We start from the raw sequence: 15,433 nt of genomic DNA, 5'->3' as shown, positions 1-15,433 counted from the left end.
GACCTAAGGATGGAAACCATGAAATCTCCCACGCAGCCGCGCCCTAAGGCCTATTCATACGTCCGCTTCTCCACTCCCGAGCAATCCCGAGGGGACAGTAAGCGTCGCCAGACGGAGAAGGCTGTACGCTACGCGCTGGACCACGACCTTGACCTTGTCGACGACAGTTACATGGACCTTGGCGTGTCAGCCTATCGTGGCCGGAACAAAGACGCAGGGGCTTTAGCCGACTTCCTGCAAGCCGTCGAGGACGGGGTAGTGGAGAAAGGCTCTTACCTGTTGGTGGAGAGCATGGACCGCATTTCCCGCGAGAGGCCCCGCAAGGCCGTGAGGTTGCTTGAAGACATCTGCGAACGCGGGATTGTCCTTGTGACCCTTGGCGACGGCAAGGTCTACACCACCGGCATCCTCGACGCGGACCCCATGGCCTTCATGTGGGCCTTCATGGTTGCCATGCGCGCCAACGAGGAAAGCGAGACCAAGGCCAAGCGTGTCCGCGAGGCTTGGGGTAGGAAGAAGGCGAATGCCGCCTCCGAGGGTAAACCCATGACCATGCGGGTTCCCGCGTGGCTGGCTCTCAAGGCCGATCGCTCGGGGTTCGATGTCTTGGAGGATAGAGCCTCCGTGGTGCGTCGGGTGTTCCGCGAGGCCGACAAAGGGATTGGCCAACACACAATCGCCAATGGCTTGAACAAGGACGGCGTGGAGACATTCGGTGATGGTAGCCGCAAGGCCGCCTTCTGGCACCGCTCCTACATCGCCAAGATACTGGGAAACTCAGCCGTCATCGGGACCATGGTGCCCCACGAGACCCGCGAGGTTGGCGGCAAGAAGAAGAGAGACGCCCTTGCTCCTATACCGAACTACTACCCGGCAATCGTCCCGGTTGCTCAATTCGACCGCGTCAACTCCCGCAAGGCGGGGAACAACACGCCACGTATGCGGGCATCGGCGGGGGAGGTGTCCAACGTGCTGGCGGGGCTGGCGGCTTGCCCGGCATGCAGCGCGACCATGACGCGGGTCAACAAAGGCCGCAAAGGCGGAACCCCCTATCTGGTTTGCACCAAAGCCAAGGCCGGGGCCGGGTGCCAGTATCGCCAAGTGAACCTTGAGGCTGTCACCGCTGCTATCAGACACGCCGGGGGCAGACAGTTGGTCTTCGAGGTTCCATCGGGTGACGAAGGATTGGACGACGAACGCGCTTCGTTGCAGGCGGCGTTGGACGGACTGTCCCAATCCGTCGACAACATCTTGACGGAGATAGAAGGGGGCAATGCGTCCCCCGCGCTTCGTCGGCGGCTGTCTGGTCATGAGGCCGACCTTGCAACCGTAACCCAGCGCCTTGAGGAAGTTCATGAGCGCACCAAGCGCGCCAGCGGTCGGGCCATTGGGAAGCTCGTGGCCTCCATAGAGCGTGTCCTCACCAACCCAGCGTCAACCGTGACGGAGATCAACACCGCATTGCGTGATGCGTTCGTCCGCTGTGTCGTGGAGTATCGCGAGGGAACCATGCTTTTCTTCTGGAAACATGGCGGTGTCCCTACCGCCGTGCCATACGCGATTGCCGATGAGTGAACGTAAGCCCATCGATAAGCACCGGGGTAAATATTAGCCTCCACTAATATCGTCATATGGAGACAGGGAACGTCTTGCTCACGTTTCCTCCCCTCTTTTCTTGAGAAAATTCTTGGTGGCCTCCTCTGGTCACCCAGCCATCGCCGCTACATTTGGCGCTTGCACCACCGCTCACAACAACATGTAGGACCACTATGACCTATACCGCTCCGGCGGATGCGGCTGGCGATGCCGAGTTGCTCGCCCTCCGTGAAGCCTTGCGCATCCCGACGACCACTCCAAGCCTCGCCAGGACCTTCCCGTCCCCCAGGAAACGCCCTTGGGGCCGTGAGTTTCCCCTACCAGTCCGCATCACCCGCGCCACCCGCCGCCTCGCCCACGTTGGCGGAATGGTGCCGGAAGGGTGCAGCTTGAAGGACATGGAAAGGGTTCGCTGTAACCACCGCATCCACGTGGATGTCATCAAGGGAATCCTTGGGACGCTCTGGTCCTTCCGGCTTCTCGGGTGGTCCCCATCCGACACCGTCTACCTGGAACATGACCAGATAGCCGAGATTGTAGCCGCTGGCACCCAACGCCCAGCGGACACTCAAGACCTCATGCCCGACTGGTTCACCCACCGTCATTCGGTCGATGAACTCCAGGCCTTCCGAGACGGGAAAGCTGCTTAGGACTGGGCATATTGCCCATGTAGCGTTGCCCACTCAGCACCAGCGAAAGGTTCCAAATGACGGAACAAATCTCTACCCCTGAGGCCCTCCGGGTTATCCGGCAGGCCCTCGAAACGTACGGCTCTACGCCACCCGCTCCCCTGCCAACCCACCTCCACCTCAAAGGACCCATCGGTCCCACCCGCGTCACGTCAATGACGGGTGTCTTCCAGCCCCGTGAACTTGAAGGCCGCAAGCTGGAGGGCGAGCGCCACATTGAAACCCTTATGGCCGCTATCGGCTCCCCGTCCAATCCCACCTACCTTGACCCTCTGGTTGTCTGGTGGGGCGGAGACCGTTGGTATGTGATCGATGGTCACCACCGTCGACATGCCTACCTCCGCTCTGGTGTTCACACAGCCGTGCCTGTCAAGGTCTTTGAGGGGACCCTTGAGGAGGCCCTGGCGTTTGCGGTCGAGGCCAATTCAAAGGACCGTCTGCCCATGACCCTTATCGAGAAGTTGGACCGCGCATGGTTCCTGACGGTCACCACAGACCTATCCCGCGACCGCATCCGTCGCAGCTGTTCCGTAGCGGATGGTACCGTAAAGAACATGCGCAAGGTTCGCGATGGTCTGGCGTTGACCGGAGCAACCCAGGAGCATCTCATGTCGCTCACGTGGCAGGATGCCCGTGACGAATTGCAGGGGCTCGCGCCGAAGGAACCTGTGCCCGACTGGCGTTCCAAGCTGGTCTCAGATTATGAGCGCCGCCTCCGCAAGACGTTCGGTTCCCAGTTGTTCAAGAACGCTGACATCCTCGCTGAGGCGCTGGTGGTTCTCGACAAGCGTTTCCCCGAGTGGCTCCTTGAGGCCCCCGCCTTCAGTGAGCATGTCATGGCCAACCTCGATCGCATGATCGCGGAACGGGACAATCCCGACTACTGAGCGACTGGGCAATTTGCCCATGTAGCGTTGCCCAGTTGGGCAAGCCGCTGGCGGCAAACGCTCCCTACATCTCCATCCTAACATGGAGACTCCCACACCCAACATAGGAGGTCACCATGTGTGATCTTGGTCTTACTCTCGGTATTGCTGCCGGGATCGCTAATGCTGCCGGTCAGGCTTCTGCCGCCGCCGCCAACTCTGCGAGCATGAAAGCTCGCTATAATTTCAACCAAGCGAGCAATGAACACGACTTCGTCGCCAAGGCCAACGCCGCCAATAAGGAAGGCTATCAGGCTACCCTCGAAGGGGACCGTGCGAAGTCAACCGCCGTCGCCTCAGGCGCTGGCATGAACGGCAACACGGCTGGCCTCAGGCTGGCCGAGCAGAGCCGCCAGACCGCGTTGTCCATCGCCAACGTCAAGGACCAACGCGAGGGGGCCACCGCCACCTACATCATGCAGGGCAAGGCCAACCAGCTTGAGGCCCAGGACGCGCTCAACAAGCAACGCATGAACCCCATGTCCACGTTCATGGACATCGCTTCGTCTGGTCTCAAGAACTACGGCGCATTCCAGTAAACCCAAGGAAACCTCATGGCATCTCCCGTCACCCGGGGCCACCCGCGCGAATGGCGTGTGGGTGTCCAAGCTCCCGACAACGGCGTCCAGTTGCGCCGCCGACAGATCATCAACGAACGCCAACCTTGCTCCTGCCCAGGCTGCGACCGGAGGCGCTCAGGCGTCTCCCGCTACTGTGGCCACCATAGGGACGCCGCCAGTTCCCGAGGGGACCCTCTGGCCCGCCTTCCGTCCCGCAATGAACTGGCCATCTTCCGCCACGCCATTGCCGTCTACCTTCAGACGGACGCCAAGCTGGCGGCGCGTATCGCAGGGGACCTCAGGGGCCTTGAGCGGCGCATGACACAGCCTCCTGCCTTCTGCCTCAGCCCTTCCGACATCCACAAAGGATTGCCCCAGATAGCCAAGGCCAAGGGTCTCCTCGCGAACTGGCAGCACAAGGACAAGCGGACCTATACCGAGGCCGTGACCAACGCGCTGGCACTGACCGGGTGGATGTCGGTCTACTACGACACAGGCCACGCCGGGGGCCTTTGGGAGAACCGCAAGGCGTTCCTGACAACTCGATCCGGTGCCCTTCTGGGCGACTTCCGCAAGACCATTGGTCGAACGACGCTGCGCAAGGAGACCTCAGGGGCAACCCATAGGCTCCTTGGCCGGGACTTCGTCCACCACGCCAACACGATCTACGGCCAGGATTTCTGGTCCTCGCCCGTCTCCACCAATGACGGTCAATCCCTGACCCTCCGTGATTACACCCGCATGGCCCTCAAGGCCGCTGGTCTCCTCTAAAAACCCCAAGGAAACAACTGCATGTCCGATGACGGAATGATGCGCATGCCAAGCCCCGACAATTCCCGCTCGGGCTGGACCCCAAGCAACCCAAACTATGCCTCAGGCTCTGCCGCTGGACCTGCCCCCGAGGGTAAGGTCTTCGTGGCCGGTCTCAACACCTACGTGGATGCCGACATCGCGGCTGAGCTTGGGCTCTCTGGAGGTGCCCCTGTGGCTGCTCAAGCGTACCCCGAGGCCACTCCCGTTGCCTTCCCTGCTGCCCTCAACCCCGAGGCCATCCCTGCCGGTCACGATCCTCTCGAACATATCGACGTCGACGAGATGACCGACGCGGAACTTGAGGCCCTTCAAGAGCAACTTGAGATCAAGGACGAGGACGCAGCGCCGTCACTCTCAGAGACCCTTGACGCCGTTGCCGAATGCTTCACCCCCGAGGCCTTCGTGGACGGCGTGGAGACCATGGTCGAAACAGGCGACTTCAACGACACGCTCACCCGCCTCTCCGAGGCTACTGGGGTGGACACGGCGACTGCATCAACCCTTGTCGAGACTGCTGTGATGGAGGCCTCGCCGGTGGCATCCGAGCATATCGGGGACGAACGTTGGGCCTCTCTGGTCTATGCGGCTTCCAGCACGGATGACACATTCGCCCGTCGCATCGTTTCCGACGTAGTCACAGGACGCTTGGACCCTTTCCGTCTACCCCAAGCCTATGACTGGTGGTGGCAGTCTCTGCCCGACGCGGACGAGTTCTGATCCGTGCCTGTTCTCATGAAACACCTCACCTCCCTCTACTTGGTCCTCGCGACCGCATCCACCATCGCGGCCCTGCTGCCGCACTAAATCTCCAGGAAGGAAGAAACATGGCCAAGAAGCCTATGACCCGCGAGGAACTCCTCGCCCAACTCGACGCCCTCGACAACTCAACCGAGATCGGCAGGCTCAACGCCGAAGTCTCCCGGCTCACCGAGGAGAACACTTCGCTGACCGTGCAGCGCCGGGAACTTGACCGCCAGCTTAAGCTGGAGCGTGACGCCATGCAGTTGGTCCGCGAGGCCATCCGCAAGGTGGACGTTCGGACGCGCTCACACGGGGCGGACAGGCTGGCTGGCGTTGCTGATGCCGCTGACCGTTCCGACCGAATGGCCCTCGCAGAGGTCCGTCTGGGTATCAAGCGCGGCACCCATGACCCAGCTACGGGCCTTCCCTACACAACCGAGACCAAGCCTCAGCGCGACTTGGCGGCAGGGGCACCCAGGGTGACCCAGAAGGAACTCACGTCCTTCTTCCCGGCCCTAAGCGGCCCCGAGGTGGACGACACCGACAACGCGGAGGCCATGCTGGACGCTGAGTTGGCCGAAGCCAACGCCGCATTAGCGGCTCAGGACGCCTTGGTGATTGCCTCAGGCGCATAAACTAACACTCTGCCCTTCCACCCCCGCTGCTCCCCCGTTCGTTGTCTCTCACCTATGTTCAGGTGGCGTGTGGGTGGAGGGGTAGAGCGACCTCGGGGGCACCTTGCGTTTCGTTACGGTCGCGCGAGGTGCCCCACGTTGTCGGTGCCCTACGGTAGTTTAATCATCCCTACAGAATGTGGAACGCCGCACTGATCGCCTCATCCTCCTTCCGAAGCTGCGCTTCTGGATCATGGTCGAGGTCCGCTTCTTCGATGTGGAAATCATCCGCCCGAGAAGGTTTATGTTTCCACGCCCATTCGCAGGCCTCCCAGTGCCCATCGCAGGGTACTTGTCGCTGACTGAGGAGGCGCCCCTGTTTCCCAAAGTACATGACTTTGTAGTTGATCATGATGTGTGTCGGCCTTCTTTCCTTTGAAGCACGGCGTTGTTGCCGACACGCTATGAATCACACCTCCGCGAGCAAAACAAATCCGATACCAGAGAGATTCCGCTAACGATGGTTTCTGTGGACAACACGAATGTTCAGACCGAAAACACGGTGGCTGCTCCCGGCAGGGGAACCGCTTGTCTTGATCACCCACTGGCTGCTATCTGAGATACCGTCGAGGCACTCCGAGGCGGAATAAAAAATGCCGTTGTCGCGCTACTCTGAATCGTATGATCCTGATGATCTGGCGTTGCTCCAGCGGGTATTCAATCGGCTGTGTGCCGAGCGTCGTCTTGCTGTCAAAGATAAGGAGCAGCGGGAGGCCTTGGCTGCGGAACTCATCGGCGTGTTCGCCTTCGGCATCACGGACGAAACGCAGCTATGGCATGCTCTCTCCAAGCGACGGAAGGCCTAAACCCTGCCGTCCACAGCGTCACCCAGAGAACCTTGCGCCTTTTTGCGAAAAGTCTGTTTCGGCATTTACGTATAGCGACGAGGCCTGTTTCCCCCGTGGCCCCTCAGGGACAACCTCGTTTTCGTCCTATACCGCGCGTCTGAGAAGCGGCCCCCAGTAAGCACGAAGCACCTTAGATGTTAGGTCCTTTGTGCTTGACTTGAGGAGGTTGTGTCCGCCGGCGGCAGCCACTTCCAGCGCCCGCTTGGCACTCTCCTGGCCCTTGATGTCGGTGAGGTCCGGCAGGTCGCGCGCCGCAAGCTTTATGCCGGCCTCGGGCCGCGACAGCACCTGCGTGCCGCGAAAATGGTTGGCGACCGCGATCAGGCTGCGTGGCGCGAGAATGTCGAAATCCTTGCCGGCCCAGGCCGCCTCCGGCCCGCAGGCGAAGGGGCAGATCAGGCCCTTGCCTTCGGCATTGGCGCCGATCGCCGCCGGCAGCGCGCCCGCCACGCCGGCGATGGTGCCGTCGAGCGACAATTCGCCAAGCACCACATAGCCGGCAAGCATGTCGCCCGGTATGGCGCCGAGCGCCGCCATCAGGCCGAGCGCGATCGGCAGGTCGTAATGGCTGCCTTCCTTGGGAAGATCGGCCGGCGCGAGGTTCACCGTCACCTTCTTCGAGGGCATCGACAGGCCCGATGCGTGCAGCGCCGCTTGTACGCGCTCGCGGCTTTCGGCCACCGCCTTGTCCGGCAGGCCGACGATCTGCATGCCGACCTTGCCCGGCCCGACCATCACCTGGACATCGACCGGCACGGCCTCGATGCCCTGGAAAGCCACCGTGCGAACCCGCGCCACCATGTTTCCCGCCCCCGGATTCAGGCTCCTGCACGGCGCTGCGATCAGCCCGCCCAAGACCTCACGCCAGACAACCACAGATTTGTCGCTGAGGCAAGAACATTACAAGAACATCGATTCGGCCGCGGCAACGGTGCGTGGCCGAACCGGTATATTGTCGCCTCCCCAGCCTACCGGTCCAGCCACACCTTCTCGAAATGCTGCTCGAGATTGGGATGCGCCGGATTGTCCTTCACCGCCGCCACCGAATGGGTGAACAGCGAGCGCCAGTAAGGCTGGATGAGGATGCCGGAATCCTGGAGGATCTGCTCGACATCCTTCATGATCCCCTTGCGCTTTTCGGCATCCGGCACGGCAAGCGCCTCGTCGAGCTTCTTGTCGAAGGCGGGATTGGCGTAGCCGGATTCGTTCCACGCCTCGCCGCTGCGATAGGCGAGCGCGAGGTTCTGGACGCCCAGCGGCCGCATGCCCCACGACGTCATCGAGAAGGGATATTTGGTCCAGTTGTTCCAGAAGGTCGAGCCCGGCAGCACGGTGCGCTTCACCTTGAAGCCGGCCTCGCGCAGCTGCGCGGCGATGGCGTCGCCTGTGCTGCGGTGCCAGTCCTCGTCGCCGGTGATCAGCTCGTGCTCGAAATCGAGCTGCCCGGCCTCCGCCATCAGCTTTTTGGCGCCTTCAAGGTCGCGCGTCTTCTTCGGCAGCGCGTAATATTCCGGATGCAGCGGGCTGACATGGTGGTCCTCGGCGACCGTGCCCTTGCCGCCATAGCCGAGCGTCAGCACGGCTTGATTGTCGGTCGCCATTTGCAGGGCGCGGCGCACGCGTATGTCGTCATAGGGCTTGTTGGTCACATTGGTGCGGGCAAGGATCGTCGCCGCCGTCACCACTTCCGACTTCACCAGCCCCAGGCCGTCCATGATCGCGACATAGTCGGCGGTGGTCTCGAAATTGGTGTCGATCTCGCCGGCTTCGAAGGCGCTTACCCAGGCGGCCGGATCGGTGCCGTAGTCGATGAACTCGATGCCGTCGAGATAGGCCTCGCCACCCCACCACTTGCCGTTCTGGCGCCGCTTGACGACAGCCTTGGTGCCGACGTCGTAGGAGACCAGTTCGAAAGCGCCGGTGCCGACCGGATGCGCGATGAGATTGGCGCCGGCCTTCTCGTAGCCGCGATGCACGATCAGCGCCGAATATTCCGTCATCGACGGTATGATCGAGATGTCGGATGAGGACAGTTTCAGCACCACCGTGTGGTCGTCGGTCCTGATGATGGCGCCGTCGCGCGCCTTGCCGGTCTTGGCGTCGATCAGCGCGGTCATGCGGCCGGCCATGGAATTGCCTTCGGCCGCCTTGTCGCACCAGCGTTCGAGGTTGAAGACCACGTCCTCGGCGGTGAAGTCGTCGCCATTGTTCCAGGTCACGCCGCGCCGCAGATTGAGCGTGTATTCGGTGGCGTCGTCATTGACCTTCCAGCTTTCCACCAGCGAAGGCTTGAACGTGTAATCGGTGTCGTAGCGCACCAGCGTGTCGAGGAACTGGCGCGCGATATTGGCCATTTCCGGCCAGTCATAGGCGCGCGGGTCCTTCTGCTCCTTGACGAAGGTGGAAACGCGCAGCACGCCGCCCTTCTTCGGCTCGGCGGCTCGCGCCGGCGTCGGCGCGGCGAGCCCGATCAGGCCATAGGCGGCCACCGCCGATGCGCCAAAAATGCTTGCCATCGCCAGGAACTCGCGCCGGTGAAGGCATCCGCCCCGGACCTCCGCCGCCAGGCCCTCGACCAGCGCATGATGGCGGTCGAATTCGCAATGCTCGCTATCCTGCCCCATTTATCTCCCAGCTCCGAAAAGATCGACGAACCAGTCCCAGAAGCCGTCGACGTCGATATCGACGGCCACCCGCGCGTTTGGCGGCCTCTTTGATACATTGTTGAAATCGGCGATGGTCATGCCGCGGGTGACCTCGCCGCCGGTTTCCAGATGCACGTAATAGCTTTCGAACCTGAACAGCGACGGTTTTACGATCGCGGCGAGCGCAATCACGTCATGCAGGTTCGGGTCGTCGGCGCCGAATTCGTCCTTGCGCCGCATCATGAAGTCCAGCACGCGCGCCACCACATCCGCTTGCGGACCTGATGCAGCCCTTATCCGGTCGAACACATGGCGCGGCAGCTCCGGCTTCAGCGTGACGTCGAGGCCGACCATCGTCAGCGCGCAGCCGGATTCGAAGACGATGCGTGCGGCTTCGGGATCGCAATAGAGATTGAACTCCGAGGCCAGGGTCATGTTGCCGCCGCGGATGGCGCCGCCCATGATGGTGATGCGTTTGATCAGCGACGGCAGCTCAGGGTGTTCGATCAGCGCGGTGGCGATGTTGGTCAGCGGCCCGACGGCGAGGATCTCGAGCCTGCCCGGGTGCTGCTTCGCCGCCTCGTGGATCAATTCCGTTACGCCGCCCTCGGCAAAGCCGCGCCGCGCGGCGGGCAGCACCACGTCGCCCAGTCCGGTCGTGCCGTGGCTGACGGCGGTGCACAATGGCCTGGCGAGCGGGCGAGAAGCGCCGACATGCACGGGCGCGTCGCAGCCGAGAAAATCGATCAGATCCAGCGTGTTCCTGGCCGTCTTCTCGATCTCGACATTGCCGCAGACGGCGCCGATCCCGACCAGCTCGATCCTGTCCGCGCAGAGCGTCGCCGCCGCGATGCAGACGGCATCGTCGGTGCCGGTGTCGACATCCATCACCAGCGGGATTCTGGAAGGCATGGTCACGTCGCGGTCTCTTGCGTTGCCGGGCTTGCACTGTGGGACAGCGGAACGGGCATTGGAAAGTCTCATATATCGAGGGAGTTAAACGTTTACCTACGGCAATGCCAGCCAGCTGTCAACACGATCGACCGGCCGGAGCCCCTGCTCGCCACCTGTGCCGGTCGACTTTGCCGACGTAAGAGGCTACGGGATCAGGACGACGGTGCTTGGCAAGCAATGCGAGGACATGTGGCGGCGACCATCAAGGATATTGCGAGAGGTGCCGGCGTATCCATCGCCACCGTCTCCAAGGTCCTCAACCGCAAGGACGCCTTCATCAGCGAGGAAACGCGCAGCCGCATCTGGTCGCTGGCGCGGGAGCTCAACTACACGCCCAACTCCATCGCCCGCTCGCTGGTCACCCGTCGCTCGCAGGTCCTCGGCATCATCGTTCCGGATATTCTCAACCCCTATTTCACCGAGCTGGTTCGCGCCTGCGACGACGCTGCCCGGCAGCGCGGCTATACAACGATCCTGTGCAACTCGGATGGCATTCCGGATAAGGAGGAGGCGCATCTCGCCTTCCTCGCCGGCCATGGCGTGGACGGCATCGTGCTGGCGGCGAGCGGCGTGATCCCGAATGCCGGCCTGCTGCGGGGCCTGAACATCCCGTTCGTGTCGATGGACCGCGAGGTCCCGGAGCTCGATTGCCTGGCGGCGACCGTCGATACCGACTATCGCAACGGCGCCTTCCAGTCGGCCGGCTACCTGATCGCCAAGGGCCACACCCGCATCGCCTTCCTGAGCGGTTCGGCGGAAAGCTCGAACACCAGGATCAGGCTCGCCGGCTTCGAGGAAGCGCACCGCCAGGCTGGCATCGCCGTCGATCGAAACCTCGTCCGCTGCGGCGAGTTCCAGCACAGTTTCGGGCGCCAGGCGACGCGGGAGCTGCTTGAAAGCACGCGGTTTTCGGCCATCTGCTGCATGAGCGACATGCTGGCCATCGGCGCCACGGTTGCGCTCCGCGAAAAGGGGCTTGTTGTCCCCGACGACTGCGCCGTCATGGGCTTCGACAACATCTATCTGGCGCCGCTGCTGGAACGCCCGCTGTCGACGATCGACCGCCGCATCTTCGAAGCAGGCACCATCGCCATCGACGCGCTGGTCGACTTCCTCGATGGCCCCGACCGCCGCCGCGCGGCGATCGTGATGGAGCCGAGCGTGGTCGTGCGCAAGACGGCGTAATTGGCGCAGTGGGACGACGCCCGGACAGCTACCTGGCCGGCCGCCCCCCTCGCTTCGCATCGCAATGGGTCGCCACCAGGCCGAGGACGATCGGCAGGTCGTAATGGCTGCGTTCCTTGGTGCAAAAGCGGAACATGGTTAAGACAAAATGAAAACGGCTATCGCCGCGTGCTCTCGACCCGTTGAAAAGGTGAGCAGTCCCTCCGGCAATCCGAGGCTGTTCCCGTCTAAGCGGTGATGAAGGCATCGACCGTACCTGAAAGCGATCGATCGATTGCGATGTGGGGTGGAAGCCACTCCATGACAGGAAATCGGAAAGGCCAAGGCATGGCGATCCGGCGCAAAGAGCCGCTTTCCAGAAAAATCTCATTTACAAGGTCTATGAACCGCCCGCGGTCTCGTTCAACTCGTTTCAAAGTTTGCGAACGAATATAAGCCCGGGGGATTCGTCGCTCCTTCAGCGCTAAGACAGCCTCCGCGATGGATCGAGGATCGGGTGGAACTGTAAGCGAATAATCGTCATCCAGATAAAGGTCTCGGCCACCATGGTTCGGGGTCGTGACAACAGGTAGCCCAGCGAGAAGATATTCTGTGCTGGCGAACATTGGTCCCTCCATTTCAGAGAGACAAATTCCCACGGCTGCACGATTTAGATGCATGTTCACGTGAGCCGGCGCCAATCGGACAGGCTTGCCGGTGCTGTCAAACTCATTGATAAACACGTGACCCGGCGCGAACTCCTTGTGCCGATTTATTCGCGCCCTTTCCGACTCCGTCGTAGATGACCCGACTAAATCACGATAAAAGATAAATGCGCAACGCTCGATGGCAAGAGACAAGTCGTGGCGTTTCCACGAAGCCAGTTGCGCATTGTAGATTGCATCAAATTCTACAGGGACGTTCTTGAGAGGCCTGAATATGTATTCGGAGGTTGTTGAAGTCTTGTTGTGCAGGACGGCCGCCTCACCGGACTGGTTCAAGAGGTCAGCCTCGGCTTGTGTGTTGCATAGGAAGATCAGCGAGTGACGGGGGTTCCTAAGTCTATGCAGAACGGCATAGGTCCGGATCGTTTTGACGCTGGAATTGTTTTCGATGGACCAGGTTGGCGAGATGAGAAACCAGGCACGGTGGCTGCGTGGAAGGAGAGGCATGTGACTTGCCAATCCGAGGGGCGTACCGGACATTCCCGAATAGGATATGAACGGATCGTCCGACAGCAAACTTGCCTGAAGAGCAGGTTGCGACTTCGCCGAAGGGTACCCTTTCCGGAAATAGCGGCGATGACGCAGCATTGCTCCGACAATCTCGAATACGGTAGGAGGGCGATACCCGTGCTGTAGAGTCAACATGCGGCAATTACGCGGCCGACTTCAGCCGCTTCTCCTCCACGCAATCCCAGAACAGGGCAGCTATATCGGCGCCGCCGAAACGCTGCACCTCGCGCACGCCGGTCGGCGAGGTCACGTTGATCTCGGTCATGTAGTCGTCGATCACGTCGATGCCGACCAGGATGAAGCCGCGTTCCCTGAGCGCCGGCCCGATGCGGGCGCAGATCTCGCGCTCGCGTTGCGTCAGCTCAGTTTTTTCGGCGCGGCCGCCGACATGCATGTTGGAGCGGGAATCGTGATCGGCCGGCACGCGGTTGATCGCGCCCACCGGCTCGCCGTCGATCAGGATGATGCGCTTGTCGCCCTTGAGTTCCGAGAACTCGGTGACGAAGATCTTTTTCCGGGCGACCGTGCGAATCCGCGCCACCATCTTTTCTCAAGCCCCCGGATACCGGCTCGCTCGCGGCCCTGCGTCAGGTTGCGAGCGAGATCAAGCCAGACAACCACAGATTTTTGCTTTGGGCAAGAACATTACGGGAACATATCGACGCTGAGGTTATGCCAGCCACGCACGATCCTAACGGTGTCCAAGCTGGGGCGGGAGGCACGCGAAAGTCGCGGCATCAACGGCCTCGCCAAAGAAAAACCCTTGTCCGAAGCGGCAATTCATATCCCGTAGACGTGCGCAGTCATCGCCCGTTTGTATCCCCTCCGCTACGACACGAAATCCGAGTTCGTTCGAGATCCTGATGATCGATTCGACGATGATCTGCTTGGAGCGGCTCTCTCCAAGCCCCGTGATAAAGGTGCGATCGATTTTGATCTCCGTAATTGGAAGCTCTTCCAGGTAGCGCAGGTTCGCGTAGCCCGTCCCGAAGTCATCGATCGAGAGCCCGACCCCAAGTTGACGAAGGTCTCTCATTATCGACAGCATTTCAGCGGAGCTTTCGACCATCAAGCCCTCGGTAAGCTCAAGCGTGATCCAGGCGGGATTGACCTCGCGTTCCGACAGAACCTCGGAAACGAATTGCGGCATATCGCGAAGCTTGAATTCGATCGCCGAGACGTTCATCGAGAACTTGAGCGCAGTCGACCGGCCGTCGTTTGTCCGCTGCGCATAGTCCACGACTGCCCGCAAACCGCGGAACCCGATGTCAAGTATGAGGCCCGTATCTTCGGCGTGCTCGATGAATCTACCGGGCTGCTGAGTTCCGAACAGGCCGTGATGCCATCGCAACAAAGCCTCACCACCGACCAGAGTTCCCGTGTCCAGCTCGACCTGCGGCTGATAATAAAAACCGAATTCGTCATTGGCCAATGCCTGCTGCATTTCGCGGGTCAGGCGCAGCCGATTGCGGGCCTGCCGCTCATCCTCGGGTTTGAATTCGCGAACCTCCAGGAAAGCCGATGATTTTGATCTGCGCAAGGCAACGCCGGCTTGGCGGGCCAGAGTCATCGCATCGGCCTTCGGGTGTCCGACGACATAACCCATGGCGAACCGCATGTTGATGGTGGCGCCGGCAACGACGAAGCTTTGCGAAAGGACCGACCGGATCGTCGCATTGGTGGTCTCAGCACTTTGGCCGGGTGTCAGCGGATGCGCGACGCCAAATTCGTCTGAGCCGGTCCGCGAGACGACGGCGATGCTCGCTCTGGCGAGCCGCTGCGCAATCTGTTTCAGGACCTGATCGCCGACGTCGTAGCCGTAGCCTTCGTTGATGTCATGGAACCCTGCCATGTCGATCTTGGCGATCAGGATCTGTTCCTGCCGGCCAACCAGGAGATTTCCAATTTCCTCGATAAAGGCATACCGATTGAGGGCCCCGGTCAGAAGGTCTGAGCGCGCACTATGCTCGATCTGCTCAGCGGCGTTCTTCCCTGCGGTCACATTGCGGATCAATCCGATGTAGTGCGTTGCCTCCTGCCCATCCGCACTGACCGGCACGAGCCGAAGATCATTCCAGAACAGACTGCCGTCTTTGCGATAGTTCCTCAAAGTGACGGATATGCTCGTCCGCCTCGCAATTGCCTCGCTAACCGCATGTATTTCAGGCTGGAGCCGATCGCTACCTTGCAGAAAGCGGCAGTTTTTCCCGACAAGCTCGCTGCTGACGTAGCCTGTAATCTCCTGGAAGGCCCGGTTGACGTACACCAGCGCGCAATCCTTGTCGCGGAGATCACTGATGGCCACGCCGTCTCGTGAGAGATCAGGCAGCCTATTCGTGATTGTTTCCGGTAAGTGGTCGCGAAGCCAGTCCGAGCGTTCATTCCCTGTCGAGGTAACCAGCGCGCCGAAACCGGCCTTGAATTTTGGTGGCATGGCTCGCCTGCAAGACATGTGGGTTCAGGCAGAAAGTATCAGCCGCCGTCACACTTTCTACTGGGAGGAATAACAGGGCAGATGTTCACGTCCAGCGTAGCGACGCCAGTCTGGTGCGCCACGTGGTGAGGCGGGAGCGCGAAAAATGAGTACT

Annotated in this window: 14 protein-coding genes and 2 pseudogenes; 8 read left to right on the top strand and 8 right to left on the bottom strand. The window is 61.2% G+C overall.

Going from position 1 to position 15,433, the window contains the following annotated elements; translation table 11 throughout:
- Positions 1-9: 9 nt before the first annotated feature.
- Complete coding sequence (locus FJ430_RS03765; RefSeq protein ID WP_140709275.1) at positions 10-1,575, top strand: recombinase family protein; 1,566 nt, start codon at positions 10-12, stop codon at positions 1,573-1,575.
- A gap of 338 nt (positions 1,576-1,913) precedes the next feature.
- On the opposite strand, the gene FJ430_RS03760 is transcribed toward FJ430_RS03765, so the two are convergent.
- Entirely contained in the window at positions 1,914-2,201 is a 288-nt protein-coding gene (locus tag FJ430_RS03760; RefSeq protein ID WP_140709273.1) for a hypothetical protein, read from the bottom strand.
- Positions 2,202-2,440: 239 nt separating this feature from the next.
- Here FJ430_RS03760 and FJ430_RS03755 point away from each other — a divergent pair, with 239 nt between their 5' ends.
- The 5 genes from FJ430_RS03755 to FJ430_RS03735 all read left to right on the top strand — a co-directional run bounded on the left by FJ430_RS03755 (position 2,441) and on the right by FJ430_RS03735 (position 5,960).
- Positions 2,441-3,172, top strand: coding sequence for a ParB/RepB/Spo0J family partition protein (locus FJ430_RS03755; protein WP_181175539.1), 732 nt, complete (start codon positions 2,441-2,443; stop codon positions 3,170-3,172).
- A 116-nt stretch (positions 3,173-3,288) separates the two neighbouring features.
- Positions 3,289-3,750, top strand: coding sequence for a hypothetical protein (locus FJ430_RS03750; protein ID WP_140709269.1), 462 nt, complete (start codon positions 3,289-3,291; stop codon positions 3,748-3,750).
- Positions 3,751-4,089: 339 nt separating this feature from the next.
- Entirely contained in the window at positions 4,090-4,542 is a 453-nt protein-coding gene (locus tag FJ430_RS03745) for a hypothetical protein (RefSeq protein WP_140709267.1), read from the top strand.
- Between the two features lie 21 nt (positions 4,543-4,563).
- Positions 4,564-5,301: a hypothetical protein gene (locus FJ430_RS03740; RefSeq protein ID WP_140709265.1), complete on the top strand. Its 738-nt coding sequence runs from the start codon at positions 4,564-4,566 to the stop codon at positions 5,299-5,301.
- A gap of 107 nt (positions 5,302-5,408) precedes the next feature.
- Entirely contained in the window at positions 5,409-5,960 is a 552-nt protein-coding gene (locus tag FJ430_RS03735) for a hypothetical protein (protein WP_140709263.1), read from the top strand.
- A 169-nt stretch (positions 5,961-6,129) separates the two neighbouring features.
- Here the strand turns inward: FJ430_RS03735 and FJ430_RS03730 are convergent, their stop codons facing one another.
- Entirely contained in the window at positions 6,130-6,351 is a 222-nt protein-coding gene (locus FJ430_RS03730; protein WP_140709261.1) for a hypothetical protein, read from the bottom strand.
- 241 nt (positions 6,352-6,592) lie between these two features.
- Here FJ430_RS03730 and FJ430_RS03725 point away from each other — a divergent pair, with 241 nt between their 5' ends.
- Entirely contained in the window at positions 6,593-6,805 is a 213-nt protein-coding gene (locus tag FJ430_RS03725) for a hypothetical protein (protein ID WP_181175537.1), read from the top strand.
- A 201-nt stretch (positions 6,806-7,006) separates the two neighbouring features.
- On the opposite strand, the pseudogene FJ430_RS03720 reads toward FJ430_RS03725, so the two are convergent.
- The 3 genes and pseudogenes from FJ430_RS03720 to FJ430_RS03710 all read right to left on the bottom strand — a co-directional run.
- A pseudogene (locus FJ430_RS03720) lies at positions 7,007-7,648 on the bottom strand (magnesium chelatase domain-containing protein); the annotation flags it as partial.
- A 167-nt stretch (positions 7,649-7,815) separates the two neighbouring features.
- On the bottom strand, positions 7,816-9,471 hold the full coding sequence (locus FJ430_RS03715) for an ABC transporter substrate-binding protein (protein WP_140709259.1): 1,656 nt from the start codon (positions 9,469-9,471) through the stop codon (positions 7,816-7,818).
- On the bottom strand, positions 9,472-10,404 hold the full coding sequence (locus tag FJ430_RS03710) for a nucleoside hydrolase (protein ID WP_226892215.1): 933 nt from the start codon (positions 10,402-10,404) through the stop codon (positions 9,472-9,474).
- A 231-nt stretch (positions 10,405-10,635) separates the two neighbouring features.
- On the opposite strand from FJ430_RS03710, the gene FJ430_RS03705 reads away from it, so the two are divergent.
- Entirely contained in the window at positions 10,636-11,631 is a 996-nt protein-coding gene (locus tag FJ430_RS03705; protein WP_181175535.1) for a LacI family DNA-binding transcriptional regulator, read from the top strand.
- Between the two features lie 227 nt (positions 11,632-11,858).
- On the opposite strand, the gene FJ430_RS03700 is transcribed toward FJ430_RS03705, so the two are convergent.
- From FJ430_RS03700 to FJ430_RS03690, 3 genes and pseudogenes are all read right to left on the bottom strand, one after another.
- Positions 11,859-12,923, bottom strand: a complete 1,065-nt coding sequence (locus FJ430_RS03700; protein WP_140709253.1) for a glycosyltransferase — start codon at positions 12,921-12,923, stop codon at positions 11,859-11,861.
- Between the two features lie 64 nt (positions 12,924-12,987).
- Positions 12,988-13,326, bottom strand: a pseudogene (locus FJ430_RS03695) (glutathione synthase); the annotation flags it as partial.
- Positions 13,327-13,536: 210 nt separating this feature from the next.
- The gene (locus FJ430_RS03690) at positions 13,537-15,279 is read right to left on the bottom strand and encodes a putative bifunctional diguanylate cyclase/phosphodiesterase (protein ID WP_181175534.1); all 1,743 of its coding nucleotides are present in this window, start codon (positions 15,277-15,279) and stop codon (positions 13,537-13,539) included.
- Positions 15,280-15,433: the final 154 nt, after the last annotated feature.

The organism is Mesorhizobium sp. B2-8-5 (genome assembly GCF_006440675.2).
Lineage (GTDB): Bacteria > Pseudomonadota > Alphaproteobacteria > Rhizobiales > Rhizobiaceae > Mesorhizobium.
This window is presented reverse-complemented; position numbering and strand designations above follow the sequence as displayed.

Excerpts from the sequence above, each read along its gene's own strand:
- FJ430_RS03765 (WP_140709275.1), top strand. The coding sequence starts at position 10 with ATGGAAACCATGAAATCTCCCACGCAGCCGCGCCCTAAGGCCTATTCA.
- FJ430_RS03760 (WP_140709273.1), bottom strand. The coding sequence starts at position 2,201 with ATGACGGTGGGTGAACCAGTCGGGCATGAGGTCTTGAGTGTCCGCTGG.
- FJ430_RS03755 (WP_181175539.1), top strand. The coding sequence starts at position 2,441 with ATGACGGGTGTCTTCCAGCCCCGTGAACTTGAAGGCCGCAAGCTGGAG.
- FJ430_RS03750 (WP_140709269.1), top strand. The coding sequence starts at position 3,289 with ATGTGTGATCTTGGTCTTACTCTCGGTATTGCTGCCGGGATCGCTAAT.
- FJ430_RS03745 (WP_140709267.1), top strand. The coding sequence starts at position 4,090 with ATGACACAGCCTCCTGCCTTCTGCCTCAGCCCTTCCGACATCCACAAA.
- FJ430_RS03740 (WP_140709265.1), top strand. The coding sequence starts at position 4,564 with ATGTCCGATGACGGAATGATGCGCATGCCAAGCCCCGACAATTCCCGC.
- FJ430_RS03735 (WP_140709263.1), top strand. The coding sequence starts at position 5,409 with ATGGCCAAGAAGCCTATGACCCGCGAGGAACTCCTCGCCCAACTCGAC.
- FJ430_RS03730 (WP_140709261.1), bottom strand. The coding sequence starts at position 6,351 with ATGATCAACTACAAAGTCATGTACTTTGGGAAACAGGGGCGCCTCCTC.
- FJ430_RS03725 (WP_181175537.1), top strand. The coding sequence starts at position 6,593 with ATGCCGTTGTCGCGCTACTCTGAATCGTATGATCCTGATGATCTGGCG.
- FJ430_RS03715 (WP_140709259.1), bottom strand. The coding sequence starts at position 9,471 with ATGGGGCAGGATAGCGAGCATTGCGAATTCGACCGCCATCATGCGCTG.
- FJ430_RS03710 (WP_226892215.1), bottom strand. The coding sequence starts at position 10,404 with ATGCCTTCCAGAATCCCGCTGGTGATGGATGTCGACACCGGCACCGAC.
- FJ430_RS03700 (WP_140709253.1), bottom strand. The coding sequence starts at position 12,923 with ATGCTGCGTCATCGCCGCTATTTCCGGAAAGGGTACCCTTCGGCGAAG.
- FJ430_RS03690 (WP_181175534.1), bottom strand. The coding sequence starts at position 15,279 with ATGCCACCAAAATTCAAGGCCGGTTTCGGCGCGCTGGTTACCTCGACA.